Source organism: Pseudomonas sp. 20-5 (assembly GCF_056782835.1).
On record NZ_CM165584.1, the window covers coordinates 2,755,998 to 2,771,321 of the forward strand.

Genomic DNA, 15,324 nt, shown 5'->3' on the forward strand with positions numbered 1-15,324 from the left:
GCCGCCGGCCATCTATACTCCCTGCGTTACGCCAACCCAGCGGAGCAAGGGCCATGGACGACGCATTCAGCGAGGAAGGCAGCGCGCAGCCGCGCCATGACGCTCAGCGTCCGGCGCTCGCCCCGCGGAGCGACGGTTTCGACATCCACACCTACCATCCCGACTTCGTCGCCGATCCCTATCCGCTGTTGCGGCTGATCCGCTCCCGTGCGCCGGTCTGCCGCGACCAGGCCTCGATCTGGTGGATCAGTCGCTATGCCGATGTTTCGGCGTGCCTGCGCGACCGCCGTTTCTCCGCCGACCCCGCTCGCCTTGGCGCCGCCGGCGTCCGCCAGGGCGGCGCCAGCTGGTTCGGCCACCAGCAATTGCAACCGCTGGCGCGCTTCTACGACAACTTCATGCTGTTCAACGACGCGCCGCGGCACACCCGCCTGCGCAGGCTGTTCGCTCCGGCCTTCGGCCCCGACGCCGTGCGCCGCTGGGAAGCGCGCATCGAGGTGCTGGTGGAAGAACTCCTCGACAGCTTGCTGGAGCGCCGCGAGCCCGATCTGCTCAGGGATTTCGCCGAACCGCTGACGATCCGGGTGGCCGCCGAGCTGTTCGGCTTTCCCCGCGAAGATACCGGGCAACTGCTGCCCTGGGGCCGCGATCTGGCCGCCGGGCTCGATCTCGCCGCCAGCCACGGCGATGCCGGGCAGATCAACCGCAGCGCGGCCGCCTTCAGCGACTACCTGCAACGCCAGGCGCGCGGCTGGAGCGATGGCTCTTCGCGCCCGCCGTCCGGCGCGGCGCCGAGCATCCTCGACGGCGCCGCGATGCTGGAGGCCGGACTGGGCCTCGAGGACCTGGTAGCGGCCTATGCCATGGTGTTCATGGCCGCCTTCGAAACCACCATCAGCATGGTCGGCAACGCTACGCTGGCGCTGCTCACCCATCCCGACCAGCTCGACCTGCTGCGGCGGTGCCCGGAGCTGGCGGCGAACGCGGTGGAGGAACTGCTGCGCTTCGATGGCGCGGTGCGCGGCGGCGTGCGTTGCACCCTGGAGGAGGTGGAGATCGGCGGCCAGCGGATTCCGCCTGGAGAGAAGGTCTGGCTGAGCTTCCTCGCGGCGAACCGCGACCCGGAGATGTTCGCCGCCCCCGACCGCCTGCAGTTGCAGCGAGCGAACGCCAAGCAGCACGTGGCGTTCGCCCATGGTCCGCACTACTGCCTGGGCGCGTACCTGGCCCGGCTCGAATTGCAATGCGCATTGCGCGGCCTGGTGCGTCGCCGTTTCGCCCTGGCCTCGGAACCGACGGACCTGCGCTGGCGGCGCAGCTCGGTGTTCCGCACCCTGGAGCGCTTGCCGATCGTCCCGGAAGGCGACGCTCAGAAGACCTGCGAGTAGCGCAGGATCAGCCGGCTGCCCTCGCTGCGGTTGCGTGCGCCGTATTCGTGATAGGCGTTGAGGAACAGCCGCGACTTGCCCCAGCCGAACATCAGCGCCGGGCCGATGGCATCGACCCGCTCGCGGGAGTCCGGGCGGTCGTGGCCGTCGACCCGCTCGTTGGTGATCTGTCGCAGGCTGTAGCCGGACAACCCGAGCCGCCAATGCGCATCCAGCGCCAGCGATACCGAGTAGTTGGCGTGGAACGCCTGGCCCGGTTGCAGGTAGTCGTCGGCCAACGGCGGCGCCGGGTCGCGATTCTTGCCCGGCAACAGGTACTGCAGGCGAGCGCTGGCTTCCCAGCCTTCGGCGAATTCCCAGGTCAGCGCGTAGTGCGGGTTGAAGCTCCAGTGGTTGCTGCCGGGATTGATCGCCCGATGCCTGTCGTAGCGCCCGGTGGGTAACTGGAAGGCGAGGTTCAGGCGCTGCCAGTAGGGCCGGCCGAACAGCTCGGTCTGCGGCCATTGCAGGATGAACGGACTGACGATCAGGTTGCCGAGGCCGTTGGCGCTGCCGGCGTGGGGTTCGAAGTCGGGATCGGCGAGCAGCACCGGGACGAGGATTTCCGCGCCGTAGTAGGCGCCGAACAGCTGGTGCTGGCTGATGTGGGCGAAGTGGCTGGTAGCGAGCAGGGTGCGCAGGCGGTTGTCGAGCGGGCGCCGGTGTCCGTTGGCGTCCATGAAGTCGTCGGCCTCGTAGATATTCACGAACTGCTGGAACAGCGTGCCGGGCAGGGCCTTGCCGTCGAGGAAGGAGGTCTGGCCGAGGTTCATCCCCGGCAGCGCGGCGATAGCCTGGAACGGAGGCAGCAGCAGGGGCAGGGCCAGCAGGCTGGCCCGGATGCGGGTGGTCATGGGCGTGTCCTTCTTGTTGTTGTTTTCCACGGGGCAGCGCGTCAGTCCGGCAGGTAGTCGGGCTGGCGCTCGGGGCTGGCGCGCTGGAAGGCTTCGAGCGCCAGGCAGCGCCCCTCCAGTTCGAGCAACGCCGGGTAGGGCGCCAGGACACAGCCCATGCGCCGGGCGTTGGCCAGTTGCGGCACCAGGCAGCACTCGACGATGCCCGCTGCGGTGCCGGCGAAGAAGGCGCCGCGACGGTGTCGGTTCAGCAGGGTCTCCGCCGCCGCCAGGCCCTCGGCGACCCAGTGCGCGTACCAGCGCTGGCGGTCCTCGGCGTCTATGCCGAGGACCTGGGTCAGGTACTTGAGCACCCGCACGTTGTTCAGCGGATGGATGTCGCAGGCCACCAGCAGGGCCAGTTCCAGCGCCTGGGCGCGATGCAGCGGGTCGAGAGGGATCAGGCGCGGTTCGGGCTGCACGGCGTCGAGGTAGTCGATGATCGCCAGCGACTGGCTGAACCGACGGCCGTCGGCGTCGACCAGGGTCGGCAGCGCGCCCATCGGGTTGCGCTGGCGGTCGGCCGGGCGCAGTTGCTCGCCCTGCCGCAGGTTGACCGGCACTATCTGGTAATCCAGGCCTTTCAGGGCCAATGCGATACGCACCCGATAGGACGTGGAGCTGTTGAAGAAGCTGTAGAGCTGCATGGGAAGTCCTGTTCAGAGAGTGACGGAAGAAGGCCTGGCCCGGCGCTGGCCCAGGCGATGCACGGCCACGGCGGCGAGCAGCGCCGGGATCACCAGCAGGGCGAGGATGCCGCTGAAGCCCAGGCCCAGGCCGAGCAGGGCGCCGCCGCTGAGGGAGCCGACGATCGAGCCGATGCGGCCCAGGCCGAGGGCCCAGCTGACCCCGGTGGCGCGGCTGCGGGTCGGATAGAAATCGGCGGCCAGGGCGTTGGCGCCGACCTGCGAGCCGCTGATGCAGAAACCGACGCCGGCGACGCACAGCGCCAGCAGGGCGAAGCTGTGGTAGAGGCTGGCGATGCCGAGGATGAACAGGGCGCCGCCGACGTAGGCCAGGCTCAGCACCCGGTGCGCGTCGAAGCGATCCATGGCGCTGCCCAGGAGGAGTGCGCCGAGGGTGCCGCCGAGCTGGAACATGGCGCTGATCGTCGCCGCCTCGCCGAGACTGAAGCCGGTGCCGCCGATCAGCGTCGGCAGCCAGTTGGTCAGCAGGTAGATGATCAGCAGGCCCATGAAAAAGGTGGCCCAGAGCAGCAGGGTGCCGCCGCGCAGCTCGGCGCCGAGGATCTGCCGCAGGGGCGAGGTGCCGTCGGACTCGTCGGCGGGCAGTTCGAGGCGTCCGGCCCAGCCGTCGGGCAGGCGCCCCAGGCGTTCGAGGATGCGCCGCAGGCGCGCCGCGTCCGGTGCGCGGCGGGCGAGGAAGCGCACCGACTCCGGCAGGCATGCCCAGAGCAGCGGCAGGCTCGCCAGGGGCAGGCCGCCGCCGAGCAGCAGCACGCTTTCCCAGCCCAGCGCCGGGACCATCCGCGCGGCGAGCAGGCCGCCCAGCGCCGAGCCGAGGGTGAAGCCGCAGAACATCGCGGTGACCATCAGCGCGCGGTGCCGGCGCGGGCAGTATTCGGAGGTCAGGGTGATCGCGTTGGGCATCGCCCCGCCCAGGCCGAGGCCGGTGAAAAAGCGCAGCAGGGCCAGGGTTTCCACCGAACCGGCGTAGGCCGAGGCGAGGCTCCAGCCGCCGAAGAACAGCACCGAGAGCAGGAGCACGCTCTTGCGTCCGAAACGGTCGGCCAGCGGGCCGGCGGCGAAGGCGCCGAGGGCCAGGCCGGCCAGCGCGGCGCCGAGGATCGGGCTGAGTTGCGCCGGGCTCAGTTGCCAGTCGTGGGCCAGGGCCGGGGCGATGAAGCCGATGGCGGCGGTGTCGAATCCGTCCATGGCGACGATCAGGAAGCACAGCGACAGCACTCGCAACTGGAAGGCGGAAACCGCCTGCGCATCGATGAAAGCCTGGACGTCGATCTTGTTGTTCTTGTCGGGCGTAGGCATGAGCGTTCCTCGGCCGTCGCCGTGGCGACAGCCCGGATGAAGGGCAGGGTGGGCCCGCGCCGTGCGCGGGCGGTGGGTCAGACCACGCGGACGCTGAGTTCGCCGAGGCCGTCGATGGCGCCGAGCATCCGCTCGCCGCGCTCGACCGCGCCGACGCCTTCCGGGGTGCCGGTGAAGACCAGGTCGCCGGGGCGCAGCTCGAAGAAGCGCGACAGGTAGCTGACGGTTTCCGCCACCGACCAGATCAACTGGTCGATGTCGCTGCGCTGGCGATCCTCGCCGTCGACCTGGAGGCTGATGGCGGCGTGGCGCGGATGGCCGACCTGGCTGGCAGGGTAGAGCGGGCCGATCGGCGCCGAGCGGTCGAAGGCCTTGCCGATTTCCCAGGGCCGGCCCATCTCGCGCATGCGCATCTGCAGGTCGCGGCGGGTCATGTCCAGGCCCACCGCGTAGCCCCAGACGTGTTCCTCGGCCTGCTCCAGGGGGATGTCGCAGCCGCCCTTGCCGATCGCCGCCACCAGTTCGATCTCGTAGTGGTAGTTGCCGGTCTGGCTCGGGTAGGCCAGCTCCAGGGTGCTGCCGGCGGCGACCGGGACCACCGCGTCGGCCGGCTTGCAGAAGAAGAACGGCGGCTCGCGCTCGGGATCGAAGCCCATTTCCCGGGCGTGGGCGGCGTAGTTGCGGCCGACGCAGTAGACCCGCCGCACCGGGAAGGTCTGGTCGCTGCCATGGATGGTGAGGCTGACGGGTGCTTCGGGCGCGAAGAGATGGTTCATGGGACGGGTCCTTCAGTGGGCGAGGGTTTCGCGGGATTCGCGGAGGATGCCGAGCGCCTGCTGCACAGGGCGGTCGGAGAAACTGAACAGCACGCAGTCGGTGGCGCCGGCTTCCAGGCGCAGCTCGGCCCAGGAGGGCACGACGAACAGATCCTTGGCCTCGAAGGCGAAGCGCCGGCCGCCGATCTGCGCCACGCCGCTGCCTTCCACCACCGAATAGACGCTGGCGTCGGTGCTGCGCGCGGGCTGCCCGAGGAAGCCGGCCGGCAGCAGTTGCAGGCAGGTGGCGATGGTCGGCATGGCCCAGCCGCCGGTGGCCGGGTTGACGTAGCGCAGCTTGTGGCCTTCCCAGGGATCGGGCCGTTCGAGGCGCGCCAGGCGCTCGAGGGCCTCGCGGCTGCGCGCGTAGGGGTAGCTGAACAGCGGCGAGGTCGGCGTCGTCGGCTGATGGCGCAGCGGCAGCATGTTGCTGCCGTAGCGGGCGAGGCTGTCGCCTTCGCCACGTCGCAACGGCTGTACCGGTTCGTCATGGTTTTCGGCGAAGGTGGCGCCGAAGAAACGCAGCATCGGGATGTCCAGGCCGTCCAGCCAGACCACCGGCTCGCCGCCTTCTGCGGCGGCGCGGTTGCCGTGGTCGTGCCAGGTCCAGGACGGGGTGATGATGAAGTCGCCCGGCTCCATGCGGGTGCGTTCGCCGTCCACCGAGGTGTAGGCGCCGTAGCCCTCGACGACGAAGCGCAGGGCCGACTGGGTGTGCCGGTGGCTGGGGGCGATCTCGCCCGGCAGGATCAGTTGCAGGCCGGCGTAGAGGCTCGGGGTGATCGCCGACTGGCCGGGAAGGTCCGGGTTCTCCAGCACCAGCACGCGGCGCACCGCTTCCTCGGCGCTGATCAGGTCGCCTGCCTCGAGCAGGAACGGGCGCAGTTCGCGATAGCGCCACAGCGCCGCCTGGCAGCCGCCGGCGGGTTGCGCCGGGACCAGGCTGTGCAGGGCTTCCCAGAGCGGGGTGAGGTGCTGCTGGCGGATGCGTCGATAGAAGTCGGCGCGCTTCTCGGTGGAATTGTCGTTATGCATACCGATGAATCTCCGGCGGGAGGAGGCGGGGCCGCCTCGGTCTGGTAGCCATTATTCGAGGTGAAGGCATAACCGAATAATGATATTTAGACATCGACCTATACGTATTCGAGGATGGCTTGCGATGGACTGGACCCGCCGCCTGCGCCTGCAACACCTGCAACTGCTGGTCAGCCTGATGGAGACCGGCAACCTCAGCGGCACCGCCCGGGCCGCACACACCACCCAACCGGGCCTGTCGAAGTGGCTCAAGGAACTGGAGGAGGACGTCGGCGCGCCGCTGTTCGAGCGTCACGCCCGTGGCCTGCGCCCGACGCCCTATGGCATGACCCTGTTCAACCACGCCCAGCGCGTGCTCACCGAGATGGAGCGGGCGCGGCAGAACCTCGAGGCGATGCGCAGCGGCAGCGGCAGCCGGGTACTCCTCGGCACGTCGCCGGCCTCCGCGCCGAGCCTGGTGCCGCGCGCATTGCGGGCGTTCCTCGGACGCTACCCCGGGGCCCAGGTGGAACTGCTCGAAGGCACCATGAACGGCCTTCTCGAGCGGCTGGAGAAACGCCAGCTCGATGTGGTGGTGGGGCGCCTGGACAACTATGCGCCGCGCGCCAGCCTGCGCTGCGAGGTGCTCTACAGCGAGGCGATCGTGGTGATGGCGCGCCCCGGTCACCCCCTGGCCCAGGCCGCCGCGCTGGACTGGGAAGACGTGCGGCGCTACGACTGGATCGTCTGGCCGCCCGGCTCGCCGATCCGCAGCAAGCTCGACATGGCCCTGACCCAGGGCGGCCGGCAGCCGCCGGCCTACCGCCTGGAGTCATCGTCGATGCTGGCCAACATCGAATTGTTGCGTGGCAGCGACATGCTATCCATCGGCTCGGCGCGGGTGGTCGAGCACCTCGCCGGGCTCGGCCTGGTGGCCAGGCTGGCGCTGGAGATTCCCGGCGAGGGCGCGGTGGGCATGTGCTGGCGCGACGAACCGCATCGCGACCGCGCCAGCGAAGACCTGCTGGCCTGCCTGCGCGAAGGCGCGGCGGCCGAGTAGGGCGCCGGCCGGCGGGTGCTATTGCAAAAAGGCCGCGGCTTCTCGACAATGCGATTCATTATCATTCATGTGTCGCCCCGACTTTCCCATGTCCGCCCCGATCCTTCTCAGCGCCCACCATCGCGCCATGCATGCGCTGTACAGCGAGCACCATGGCTGGTTGCAGAACTGGTTGCGCGGCAAGCTGGGCTGCGCGGCGGACGCGGCGGACCTGGCCCAGGACACCTTCCTGCGCATCCTGCTCAAGCGCGAACTGCGCGAGATCGGCATGCCGCGCGCGTTCCTGCGGACCATCGCCCGCGGCCTGGTGATCGACCACTGGCGTCGCGAGGAACTGCAGCGCGCCTACCTCGAAAGCATCGCCCACCTGCCCGAGGCACAGGCGCCGTCGCCCGAGGCGCGGGAACTGGTGCTGGAACTGCTGGAGGAAATCTCGCGGATGCTCGACGGGCTCAAGCCGAAGGTCCGCACCGCCTTCCTCCTGGCCCAGTGCGAAGACCTCAGCCACCGGCAGATCGCCGAACGCATGGGGGTTTCCCAGCGTAGCGTCGAGCGCTACGTGGCCGAGGCGCTGTACCACTGCTACCTGCTGCGCTACGGCGAATGAGCGGAGCCGTGGACGGGACGCGCGGTAGGGTCGACGAAGCGGTGGTCAGGCAGGCCATCCACTGGCTGGTCCGCCTGCGCTCGCAGCCGGGCGACGATCGCCTGCAGCGCGCCTGCGCGGCCTGGCGCGCGGAGCACGGCGAGCACGAGCGGGCCTGGCAGCAGGTCAGCGCGCTCAACGAAGAACTGCACGGACGCTTCAAGGCGCTGCCCGGCGGGGTCGCCTACGGCACCCTGGACAGCAGCGCGCAGCGCCTGCAGCGGCGCCAGGCGCTGAAACTGCTGTCGCTGCTGGTGGCCGGCGGCGCCGTGGCCTGGGTCGGTCGCGACAGCCTGCCCTGGCAGCGCCTGAGCGCCGACTACAGCACCGCCACCGGCGAGCGACGCAGTATCGAGCTGGTCGACGGCACCCGCCTGCAACTGAACACCGACAGCGCGGTCGACGTGCGCTACGACGCCGGCCAGCGCCTGATCCTCCTCGCCCGCGGCGAGATCTTCCTCGCCAGCGGCGCCGATACGCAATCGCCCACGCACAGGCCGCTGCGGGTACGTACCGCGCAAGGGCTGTTCGAGGCCCTCGGCACCCGTTTCAACGTACGCCTGCAAGATGCCGCCACCTGTCTCAGCGTCAGCGAGGGTTCGGTGCGCATCGATGCCTTCGGCGCGCGTCCGCTGCAGGCTCCGGTGGCCGAGGCGGGGCAGAGCTATCGGATCGCCGCCGACGGCGTGCGGCGCCTCGAACGGCCGCAGATGGACGCCGTGGCCTGGGCCGATGGCCTCATCGTCACCCGCGACATGCGCCTGGCCGATTTCCTCGCCGAGGTCGCCCGCTACCGCAACGGCTACCTCGGCTGCGCCGCGGAGGTCGCCGACCTGCGCCTGTCCGGGGTCTATCGCCTGGACGACACCGACAAGCTGCTGCAGGTGCTCGCGCGGACCCTGCCGGTGCGCCTGCAGCGACATACCCGCTGGTGGGTGAGGGTGGTCGCCGCCTGAGTCGCGCCGGCGGCCGCGTGGACGCTTGCTTTCGCCCGGAGCGAAACGCACTGAAAATTATTTTCATTATTTTTGTCGGTTTTCCACGACTGGTCCGGCTTTACCGATTGAACACCCTTCAACGACTCCAACGGATCCCGTTCATGACCGCCACCGCCGTCGTCCTCCGCAATGCCCCGTCGTCCCTCGATTTCCCCCGCGCCTCGCGCCTGAGCCGTTCGGTGCGCGCGGCCCTGCTGTCGTTGGCCATGGCGGCCGGCGCGGCGCCGCTCTGCGCCTCGGCCGCCGAAGCGGCGGCGGAACAGGCGCGGCCCTATGCGATCCCCGCCGGACAGTTGGGCGACGTGCTCAACCGCTTCGCCCGCGAGGCCGGCATCACCCTCTCGGCCACTCCGGCGCAGACCGGTGGCTACAGCTCCCAGGGGTTGCGCGGCAGTTTCACCGTGCAGCAGGGCCTGGCCCGGCTGCTCGCCGACACCCCGCTGGAAGCGGAAGACCAGGGCGACGGCAGCTTCGTCTTGCGCGAGGCGCCGGCAAAGGACGGCGATGTGCTGAACATGCAGGCGGTGGAGGTCTTCGCCCTCGGCAACAACCTGGGCAGCACCGATGGCTACCTGGCCACCCATAGCCAGATCGCCACCAAGACCAGCAAGCCGCTGCTGGAAACCAGCCAGACCGTCTCGGTGATCACCCGCGAGCAGATCGACGACACCGCCTCCAAGACCGTACAGCAGGCGATGCGCTATACCCCCGGCATCTTCACCGGCCAGGTCGGCGCCTCCAACCGCTACGACTACGTGGTGATGCGCGGCTTCGCCGACAACAGCGTGGACAACATCTACCTCGACGGCCTCAAGGCCATGGGCGACAGCGGTACCTTCAGCTCGATGCAGGTCGACCCGTACTTCCTCGAACGCATCGATGTGCTCAAGGGGCCGTCCTCGGTGCTCTACGGCCGTAGCCTGCCGGGCGGCCTGGTGGCGCTGACCAGCAAGAAGCCGTTGTACGAGGACTACCGCCAGATCACCGGCAGCATCGGCAACATGGGCCAGAAGGAGATGGGCTTCGATTTCAGCGGGCCGCTCGACGAGGAGAAGCGCATCGCCTACCGCCTGATCGGTCTCGGCAAGGGCTCGGACACCCAGTTCGATCACGTCAAGGAGGAGCGCTACGCCATCGCCCCGACCCTGGCCATCGACTTCAGCGACGACACCACCCTGACCCTGCAAGGCTACCTGCAACACGATCCCAACGGGGGCTACCACGGCGGCGTACCGGCCGACGGCACCCTGTCGCACCACAACGGCCGGCACATCTCCCGCGAGTTCTTCGATGGCGAGCCGAGCAAGGACGACTTCGACCGCACCCAGCGGATGTTCGGCTACCAGCTGGAGCACCGCATCGACGACGTCTGGTCGGCGCGGCAGAACTTCCGCTACCTGGACTCCGACGTCGACCTGTCGCAGGTCTACGCCTACGGCTGGAGCGCCAGCGAGCCGAACAAGCTGAACCGCTACTTCAGCGGCGCCCGCGAGCACCTGCAGGCGTATATCGTCGACAACATGCTGCAGGCCGAATTCGCCACCGGCGCGGCGCGCCACACCCTGCTCACCGGCCTCGACTACCAGCGCCGGCGCACCGTGGTCGACTGGCGTTCCGGCTCGGCCTCGGCGCTGGACGCGTTCAACCCGGTCTACGGCGACGACGCCATCAGCTATTTCCCGGACGACAACCACACCCGCCGCCTGGAGCAGACCGGCGTCTACCTCCAGGACCTGATCGACATCGACCAGTGGCGCTTCTCGCTCGGCCTGCGCCAGGACTGGGTCAGCGTCACCGACAAGAACCGCAGCACCGGCAGCAAGGCCGACGATGACTGGGAGAAATTCACCGGGCGGATCGGCGCGCTGTACCTGTTCGACAACGGCCTGGCGCCCTACGTCAGCTACTCCGAGTCGTTCAACCCGAACGCCTATTCCGACGCCTCCGGCACGCCCCTGGCGCCCACCGAGGGCAAGCAGTGGGAACTCGGCCTGAAGTTCCAGGCGCCGGGCAGCAACAGCTTCTACACCGCCTCGCTGTTCCATATCACCCAGGAAAACGTCGCCTCCAAGGAACCCCAGGACAACTTCTACACCTCGGTCGGCGAAGTGCGCTCCCAGGGGCTCGAACTGGAGGCCCATACCCAGCTCAGCGACAACCTGAAACTGCTCGGCAGCTACACCTACACCGACATCACCTACACCAAGTCGCTGGACGGCAACCAGGGCCATACGCCGAACCAGGCGCCCAAGCACATGGCTTCGCTGTGGGCCGACTATGCCTTCGACGCCGGCCCGCTCAGCGGTCTGAGCATCGGCGGCGGCGCTCGCTACGTCGGCGAGACCTGGGCGGACAAGGAAAACACCTTGCGGGTGCCGGACTACACCCTGGTCGACGCGCGGATCGGCTACGACCTCGGCAAGCTCGGCCTGAAAGGCCTGGACGTCAGCCTCAATGCCAACAACCTGCTGGACAAGGACTACGTGGCGTCCTGCTACAGCCTGGACTTCTGCTACTTCGGCGAGAAGCGCAACGTCACCGCGACGGTGAACTACCAGTTCTGACCGTCCACCCGGGCCCCGGCGCCAGCGCCGCGGTACCGGCCAAGCAGCCCGGCGCGCAACGTACGCGCCGGGCATTCGCCGGCGTCGCCGGCCGTACCCTGGTTACCTGGAGCCCCCATGCGCCCCGTCCTGGTCCTGCTGCACCGCTATGTCGGTCTGGCTACCGCGCTGTTCCTTTTCCTCGCCGGTCTCACCGGCAGCCTGCTGGCCTTCCATCATGAAATCGACGAATGGCTGAACCCCGGCTTCTACGCCGTGGGCGAGGGTGGCGAGCGCCTTTCCCCAGGCAGCCTGGTGCAACGCGTCGAGTCACGCTATCCGCGACAACTGGTGTGGTACATGGAGTATCCCGAGGCGGGCGGGCATCCGGCGTTGCTCGCCACCGTGCCGCGCGAGGCCGGCGCCAAGGTCGAGCACGACGTGTTCTACCTCGACCCGGTCAGCGGCGAGGAAGTCGGCAAGCGCCTCTGGGCGGCCTGCTGCTTCCAGCCGGCGAACCTGGTTCCCTGGGTCCTGGAGTTCCACCACAACCTGACCCTGCCGGGGAACTGGGGCCTGTACCTGATGGGCGGGGTGGCGATGTTCTGGTTCCTCGACTGCTTCGTCGGCGCCTGGCTGACCCTGCCGCGCGGCCGGCCGTTCTGGAGCAAGTGGACGACAGCCTGGAAGATCAAGCGCGGCAACGCCTACCGCTTCAACTTCGACCTGCATCGCGCCGGCGGCCTCTGGCTCTGGCTGCTGCTGGCGCCGGTGGCGCTGAGCAGCGTCGCCCTGAACCTGCCGAGCCAGGTGTTCAAGCCGCTGGTATCGCTGTTCTCGCCGATCGAACCGAGCGTCTACGAGGCGCGCGGGCGGCTGCCCAGGGAGCAACTGGGGGAGACCCGCCTGGACTACGACCGCACCTTCCAGTTGGCCAGCGTCGAAGCGGCGCGGCTGGGCATCGCCGAGCCGATCGGCGAGCTGTACTACAGCTTCGAATACAACTTCTTCGGCGCCGGCTTCGGCGACCACGACGACCCCATGGGCAAGTCCTGGCTGTTCTTCCACGGCAGCGACGGCCGCCTGCTAGGCCAGGAAGTCGCCGGGCAGGGCAGTTGGGGAGAGCGTTTCTACCGCTTGCAGTACCCGATCCACGGCGGGCGCATCGCCGGCCTGCCGGGACGCATCGCCATCGCCGCCCTCGGCCTGGCCATCGCCGGGCTGTCGCTGACCGGTGTCTACATCTGGTGGCGCAAGCGCCGGGCGCGCCACTGGAACGGCCGCTAGACGGCTGTTAGTCTGGCTGCCTCCCACACCACCAGAGGATGGACGAATGAACGCAAGGATCGCCGCATTGGGACTGCTCCTGCCCCTGGCCGCCGGCAGCGCCGTGGCCGCGGAGGAGGGCAGCTCGGTCAAGGATGCGGCCAAGGCCGCGGTGTCCTCGGCCATCGAGACCGGCAAGAACCTCCTCGGCGGGGTCAGCGAGGGCATCACCAGCGGCCGCCAGTCGGCCCAGGGCGCCGATGGCGCCAAGGTGGTCTCCGACAACGCCGGCTTCGCCGAGATCGGCCAGGTCGAAGTGCTCAAGACCGAGCCGCGCGACCAGCAACTGGCCGTCACCCTCGGCTTCAAGAACGACAGCGACGCCACCGTGCGCCTGATCAACCTGACCCAGACCGGCGCGCTGCTGGTGATCGACAACGACGGCTACTCCAACGCCCTGGTCGCCCTCGCCAACCCCGACGACGTCACCGTCCCGGCCAAGGCCGGCATCCGCCAGACCTTCGTCTTCGAAGGCGGCGCGGAAGGGATCAAGGCGGTGCGCCTGTGGGGCAAGGACCTGCCGGTGAAGTGAATTCGAGTCTGCGTCAAAGCAGCCCCGCCTTGGCGGGGCTTCTTTCTGCCGGGCCACGAGCGCAAATAATCAGCTCACCAGAACCCGGCCGAGCGCTGCCTGGAGACCGATAGGTCCTTCCCATTACGAAAATGACGACATCGCATCGATCCTGAAACGTCCGTACAGCCAGGACGACGCAATGAAGGCAAAGTGCCATTCCCTCCTGTCCCTGTTTGGATTAGCATTCCTACTTTTGGACTAATCCCCCCTCAACACGCCCATGTCGTTTAGCTATGCGGTGGATATTGAAGGGAACTCGCAGGACATCGGATGTTGCGTTCTAGCTATCGTGCGGTTGTCGCTGGCTTGGTTTTACTGCCGCTGCTTGCCAGCGCCGCCCCCTTCACCTCCCCCGGCGACCGCGACCTGATCCGCGACCGCCAGCAGCGCCTGCTGGACGAACAGCGCAAGCGCCTGGAGGAACTCCAGCAACTGCCCGGCAAGGGAGCGCCCGCCGCTGCGGATGCCTCCGGCGACGACGAGCGCTGCTTCGAGATCCGCCGCATCGAGCTGGAGGGCGCCGGGCACCTCGGCGAAAGCGCGCGTCGCCAACTGCTGGCGCCCTACCAGGGGCGCTGCCTGGGCGTCGGCCAGCTCAATGCGCTGCTCAAGGCCGTCACCGACCATTACCTGGATCGCGGCTACGTCACCACCCGCGCCTACCTGCCACAGCAGGACCTGGCCTCCGGGACCCTGCGCATCATCGTCGTCGAAGGCCGCCTGGAGGGCCTGGACAGCTCCGCGCTGGCCAGCCCGCGCGAACTGGCGATGAGCTTTCCGGGCAGGACCGGCGAGCTGCTCGACCTGCGCGAGCTGGAGCAACTGGTCGACCAGTTGAGCCGCCTGCCGTCGCGCCAGGCGCAACTGGAGCTGGTGCCCGGCAGCGAGGTCGGCGGCAGCCGGGTGCGTCTCAAGGGCGAGCGCGACAAGCCCTGGCGGGTCTCCGCCACGCGCAACAACGACGGCGACGTCAGCACCGGCGAGCAGCAGATGGGCCTGGGCCTGGACTGGGACAGCCCGCTGGGCCTGGCCGACCAGCTCAACCTGCGCGCCAACCGCGACGCGGTGACCGACCGCTGGCGCCATTCCGACAGCCAGAGCCTGTTCTACAGCCTGCCCTGGGGCTGGTGGACCTTCACCTACGGCTACAGCCAGAGCGACTACCGCACGCGCAACGAGGCCAGCGGCTTCCCCTTCAAGCTCGATGGCGACAGCCGCAGCCATCAGTTCCGCGCCGAACGCGTGCTGCACCGCGACGGCATGAGCAAGACCGCCATGAGCCTGGGGCTCAGCCACCAGCGCACCAACAACTATGTCGAAGACACCCGCCTGGAAGACCAGAGCACGCGGATCACCGAGACCCAGCTCGGCTTCAACCACGGCCGGCGGATCGGCAGCGGTTTCGTCAACCTCGACCTCGGCTGGCAGCAGGGCATCGGCGCCCTTGGCGCGCAGGGTCGCGGCCACCCGCACGCGGGCGATCCGAATGCGCGCTACGACAAGTACAGCCTGACCCTCAGCTACCTGCAGCCGTTCCAGCTATGGGGCGAGCGCTTCAGCTTCGACAGCCTGGCCACCGGGCAGAGGAGCGAGGACGTGCTGTTCAGCCCGCAGCGCATCAGCCTCGGCGGCAACAGCTCGGTGCGCGGCTTCAAGGACCAGACCCTGACCGGCGACAGCGGCGGCTACTGGCGCAACCAGTTGCGCTGGCGGCGCGCGGTGGAGTGGGCGCCGCTGCGGCCCTGGCTGCAGGAATACGGCGTGGCCTTCGCCTACGACGTCGGCGTGATCCGCCACGACCGCTACAACGACGGCGCCAGCGGGCGCATGAGCGGCAACGCCATCGAACTGGATGCCCGCGGCCGCTATTTCGCCGCCAGCGTCGGCTTCGCCCGCTCGCTGGAGCGGCCCAGCGCCATCGAGCGGCGCGAGCACCCGATCTATTTCCGGGTCGACGCGTTCTTCTGAAGACGCGGCGACCTCCTGAACGCTTTAGGAAAGCGCCTACCTGCATCGAGGCCC

The 15,324-nt window shown here is 68.8% G+C and carries 13 protein-coding genes; 8 read left to right on the forward strand and 5 right to left on the reverse strand.

Going from position 1 to position 15,324, the window contains the following annotated elements; translation table 11 throughout:
* The first annotated feature begins 53 nt into the window (after nt 1-53).
* Nucleotides 54-1,388, forward strand: a complete 1,335-nt coding sequence (locus AC1RB9_RS12995; protein WP_003116880.1) for a cytochrome P450 — start codon at nt 54-56, stop codon at nt 1,386-1,388.
* Here AC1RB9_RS12995 and AC1RB9_RS13000 read toward each other — a convergent pair.
* The 5 genes from AC1RB9_RS13000 to gtdA form a co-directional block, all read right to left on the reverse strand.
* Nucleotides 1,370-2,281 carry a SphA family protein gene (locus AC1RB9_RS13000; RefSeq protein WP_003451365.1) on the reverse strand — a complete coding sequence of 304 codons (912 nt, stop codon included), beginning with the start codon at nt 2,279-2,281 and terminating at the stop codon, nt 1,370-1,372. The two genes, AC1RB9_RS12995 and AC1RB9_RS13000, sit on opposite strands and share 19 nt — an antisense overlap.
* A 41-nt stretch (nt 2,282-2,322) precedes the next feature.
* Nucleotides 2,323-2,967 carry a maleylacetoacetate isomerase gene (gene maiA / locus AC1RB9_RS13005; protein WP_003451362.1) on the reverse strand — a complete coding sequence of 215 codons (645 nt, stop codon included), beginning with the start codon at nt 2,965-2,967 and terminating at the stop codon, nt 2,323-2,325.
* Between the two features lie 12 nt (nt 2,968-2,979).
* Nucleotides 2,980-4,326, reverse strand: a complete 1,347-nt coding sequence (locus AC1RB9_RS13010; protein ID WP_003451359.1) for an MFS transporter — start codon at nt 4,324-4,326, stop codon at nt 2,980-2,982.
* Nucleotides 4,327-4,403: 77 nt separating this feature from the next.
* Complete coding sequence (locus tag AC1RB9_RS13015; protein WP_003089781.1) at nt 4,404-5,102, reverse strand: fumarylacetoacetate hydrolase family protein; 699 nt, start codon at nt 5,100-5,102, stop codon at nt 4,404-4,406.
* A 12-nt stretch (nt 5,103-5,114) separates the two neighbouring features.
* A complete protein-coding gene (gtdA, locus tag AC1RB9_RS13020; protein ID WP_003106350.1) occupies nt 5,115-6,176 on the reverse strand; it encodes a gentisate 1,2-dioxygenase in 1,062 nt (353 codons plus the stop codon).
* Nucleotides 6,177-6,300: 124 nt separating this feature from the next.
* On the opposite strand from gtdA, the gene AC1RB9_RS13025 reads away from it, so the two are divergent.
* The 7 genes from AC1RB9_RS13025 (at nt 6,301) to tpsB1 (ending at nt 15,270) form a co-directional block, all read left to right on the forward strand.
* A complete protein-coding gene (locus AC1RB9_RS13025) occupies nt 6,301-7,215 on the forward strand; it encodes a LysR family transcriptional regulator (RefSeq protein ID WP_003089777.1) in 915 nt (304 codons plus the stop codon).
* A gap of 88 nt (nt 7,216-7,303) precedes the next feature.
* The gene (locus AC1RB9_RS13030; RefSeq protein WP_003089775.1) at nt 7,304-7,822 is read left to right on the forward strand and encodes a sigma-70 family RNA polymerase sigma factor; all 519 of its coding nucleotides are present in this window, start codon (nt 7,304-7,306) and stop codon (nt 7,820-7,822) included.
* A gap of 8 nt (nt 7,823-7,830) precedes the next feature.
* On the forward strand, nt 7,831-8,817 hold the full coding sequence (gene foxR / locus AC1RB9_RS13035) for an anti-sigma factor FoxR (RefSeq protein WP_003131336.1): 987 nt from the start codon (nt 7,831-7,833) through the stop codon (nt 8,815-8,817).
* Between the two features lie 143 nt (nt 8,818-8,960).
* The gene (gene foxA, locus AC1RB9_RS13040) at nt 8,961-11,423 is read left to right on the forward strand and encodes a ferrioxamine receptor FoxA (RefSeq protein ID WP_003113289.1); all 2,463 of its coding nucleotides are present in this window, start codon (nt 8,961-8,963) and stop codon (nt 11,421-11,423) included.
* Between the two features lie 117 nt (nt 11,424-11,540).
* Nucleotides 11,541-12,689, forward strand: a complete 1,149-nt coding sequence (locus AC1RB9_RS13045; protein WP_003113288.1) for a PepSY-associated TM helix domain-containing protein — start codon at nt 11,541-11,543, stop codon at nt 12,687-12,689.
* A gap of 46 nt (nt 12,690-12,735) precedes the next feature.
* Entirely contained in the window at nt 12,736-13,260 is a 525-nt protein-coding gene (locus AC1RB9_RS13050; RefSeq protein WP_003120098.1) for a hypothetical protein, read from the forward strand.
* Nucleotides 13,261-13,572: 312 nt separating this feature from the next.
* Entirely contained in the window at nt 13,573-15,270 is a 1,698-nt protein-coding gene (gene tpsB1, locus AC1RB9_RS13055; protein WP_058149248.1) for a two-partner secretion system transporter TpsB1, read from the forward strand.
* Nucleotides 15,271-15,324 lie beyond the last annotated feature (54 nt).

What these genes read in the sequence shown, in the direction of transcription:
- AC1RB9_RS12995 (WP_003116880.1), top strand. Translation starts at nt 54, where the DNA reads ATGGACGACGCATTCAGCGAGGAAGGCAGCGCGCAGCCGCGCCATGAC.
- AC1RB9_RS13000 (WP_003451365.1), bottom strand. Translation starts at nt 2,281, where the DNA reads ATGACCACCCGCATCCGGGCCAGCCTGCTGGCCCTGCCCCTGCTGCTG.
- maiA (WP_003451362.1), bottom strand. Translation starts at nt 2,967, where the DNA reads ATGCAGCTCTACAGCTTCTTCAACAGCTCCACGTCCTATCGGGTGCGT.
- AC1RB9_RS13010 (WP_003451359.1), bottom strand. Translation starts at nt 4,326, where the DNA reads ATGCCTACGCCCGACAAGAACAACAAGATCGACGTCCAGGCTTTCATC.
- AC1RB9_RS13015 (WP_003089781.1), bottom strand. Translation starts at nt 5,102, where the DNA reads ATGAACCATCTCTTCGCGCCCGAAGCACCCGTCAGCCTCACCATCCAT.
- gtdA (WP_003106350.1), bottom strand. Translation starts at nt 6,176, where the DNA reads ATGCATAACGACAATTCCACCGAGAAGCGCGCCGACTTCTATCGACGC.
- AC1RB9_RS13025 (WP_003089777.1), top strand. Translation starts at nt 6,301, where the DNA reads ATGGACTGGACCCGCCGCCTGCGCCTGCAACACCTGCAACTGCTGGTC.
- AC1RB9_RS13030 (WP_003089775.1), top strand. Translation starts at nt 7,304, where the DNA reads ATGTCCGCCCCGATCCTTCTCAGCGCCCACCATCGCGCCATGCATGCG.
- foxA (WP_003113289.1), top strand. Translation starts at nt 8,961, where the DNA reads ATGACCGCCACCGCCGTCGTCCTCCGCAATGCCCCGTCGTCCCTCGAT.
- AC1RB9_RS13045 (WP_003113288.1), top strand. Translation starts at nt 11,541, where the DNA reads ATGCGCCCCGTCCTGGTCCTGCTGCACCGCTATGTCGGTCTGGCTACC.
- AC1RB9_RS13050 (WP_003120098.1), top strand. Translation starts at nt 12,736, where the DNA reads ATGAACGCAAGGATCGCCGCATTGGGACTGCTCCTGCCCCTGGCCGCC.
- tpsB1 (WP_058149248.1), top strand. Translation starts at nt 13,573, where the DNA reads ATGTTGCGTTCTAGCTATCGTGCGGTTGTCGCTGGCTTGGTTTTACTG.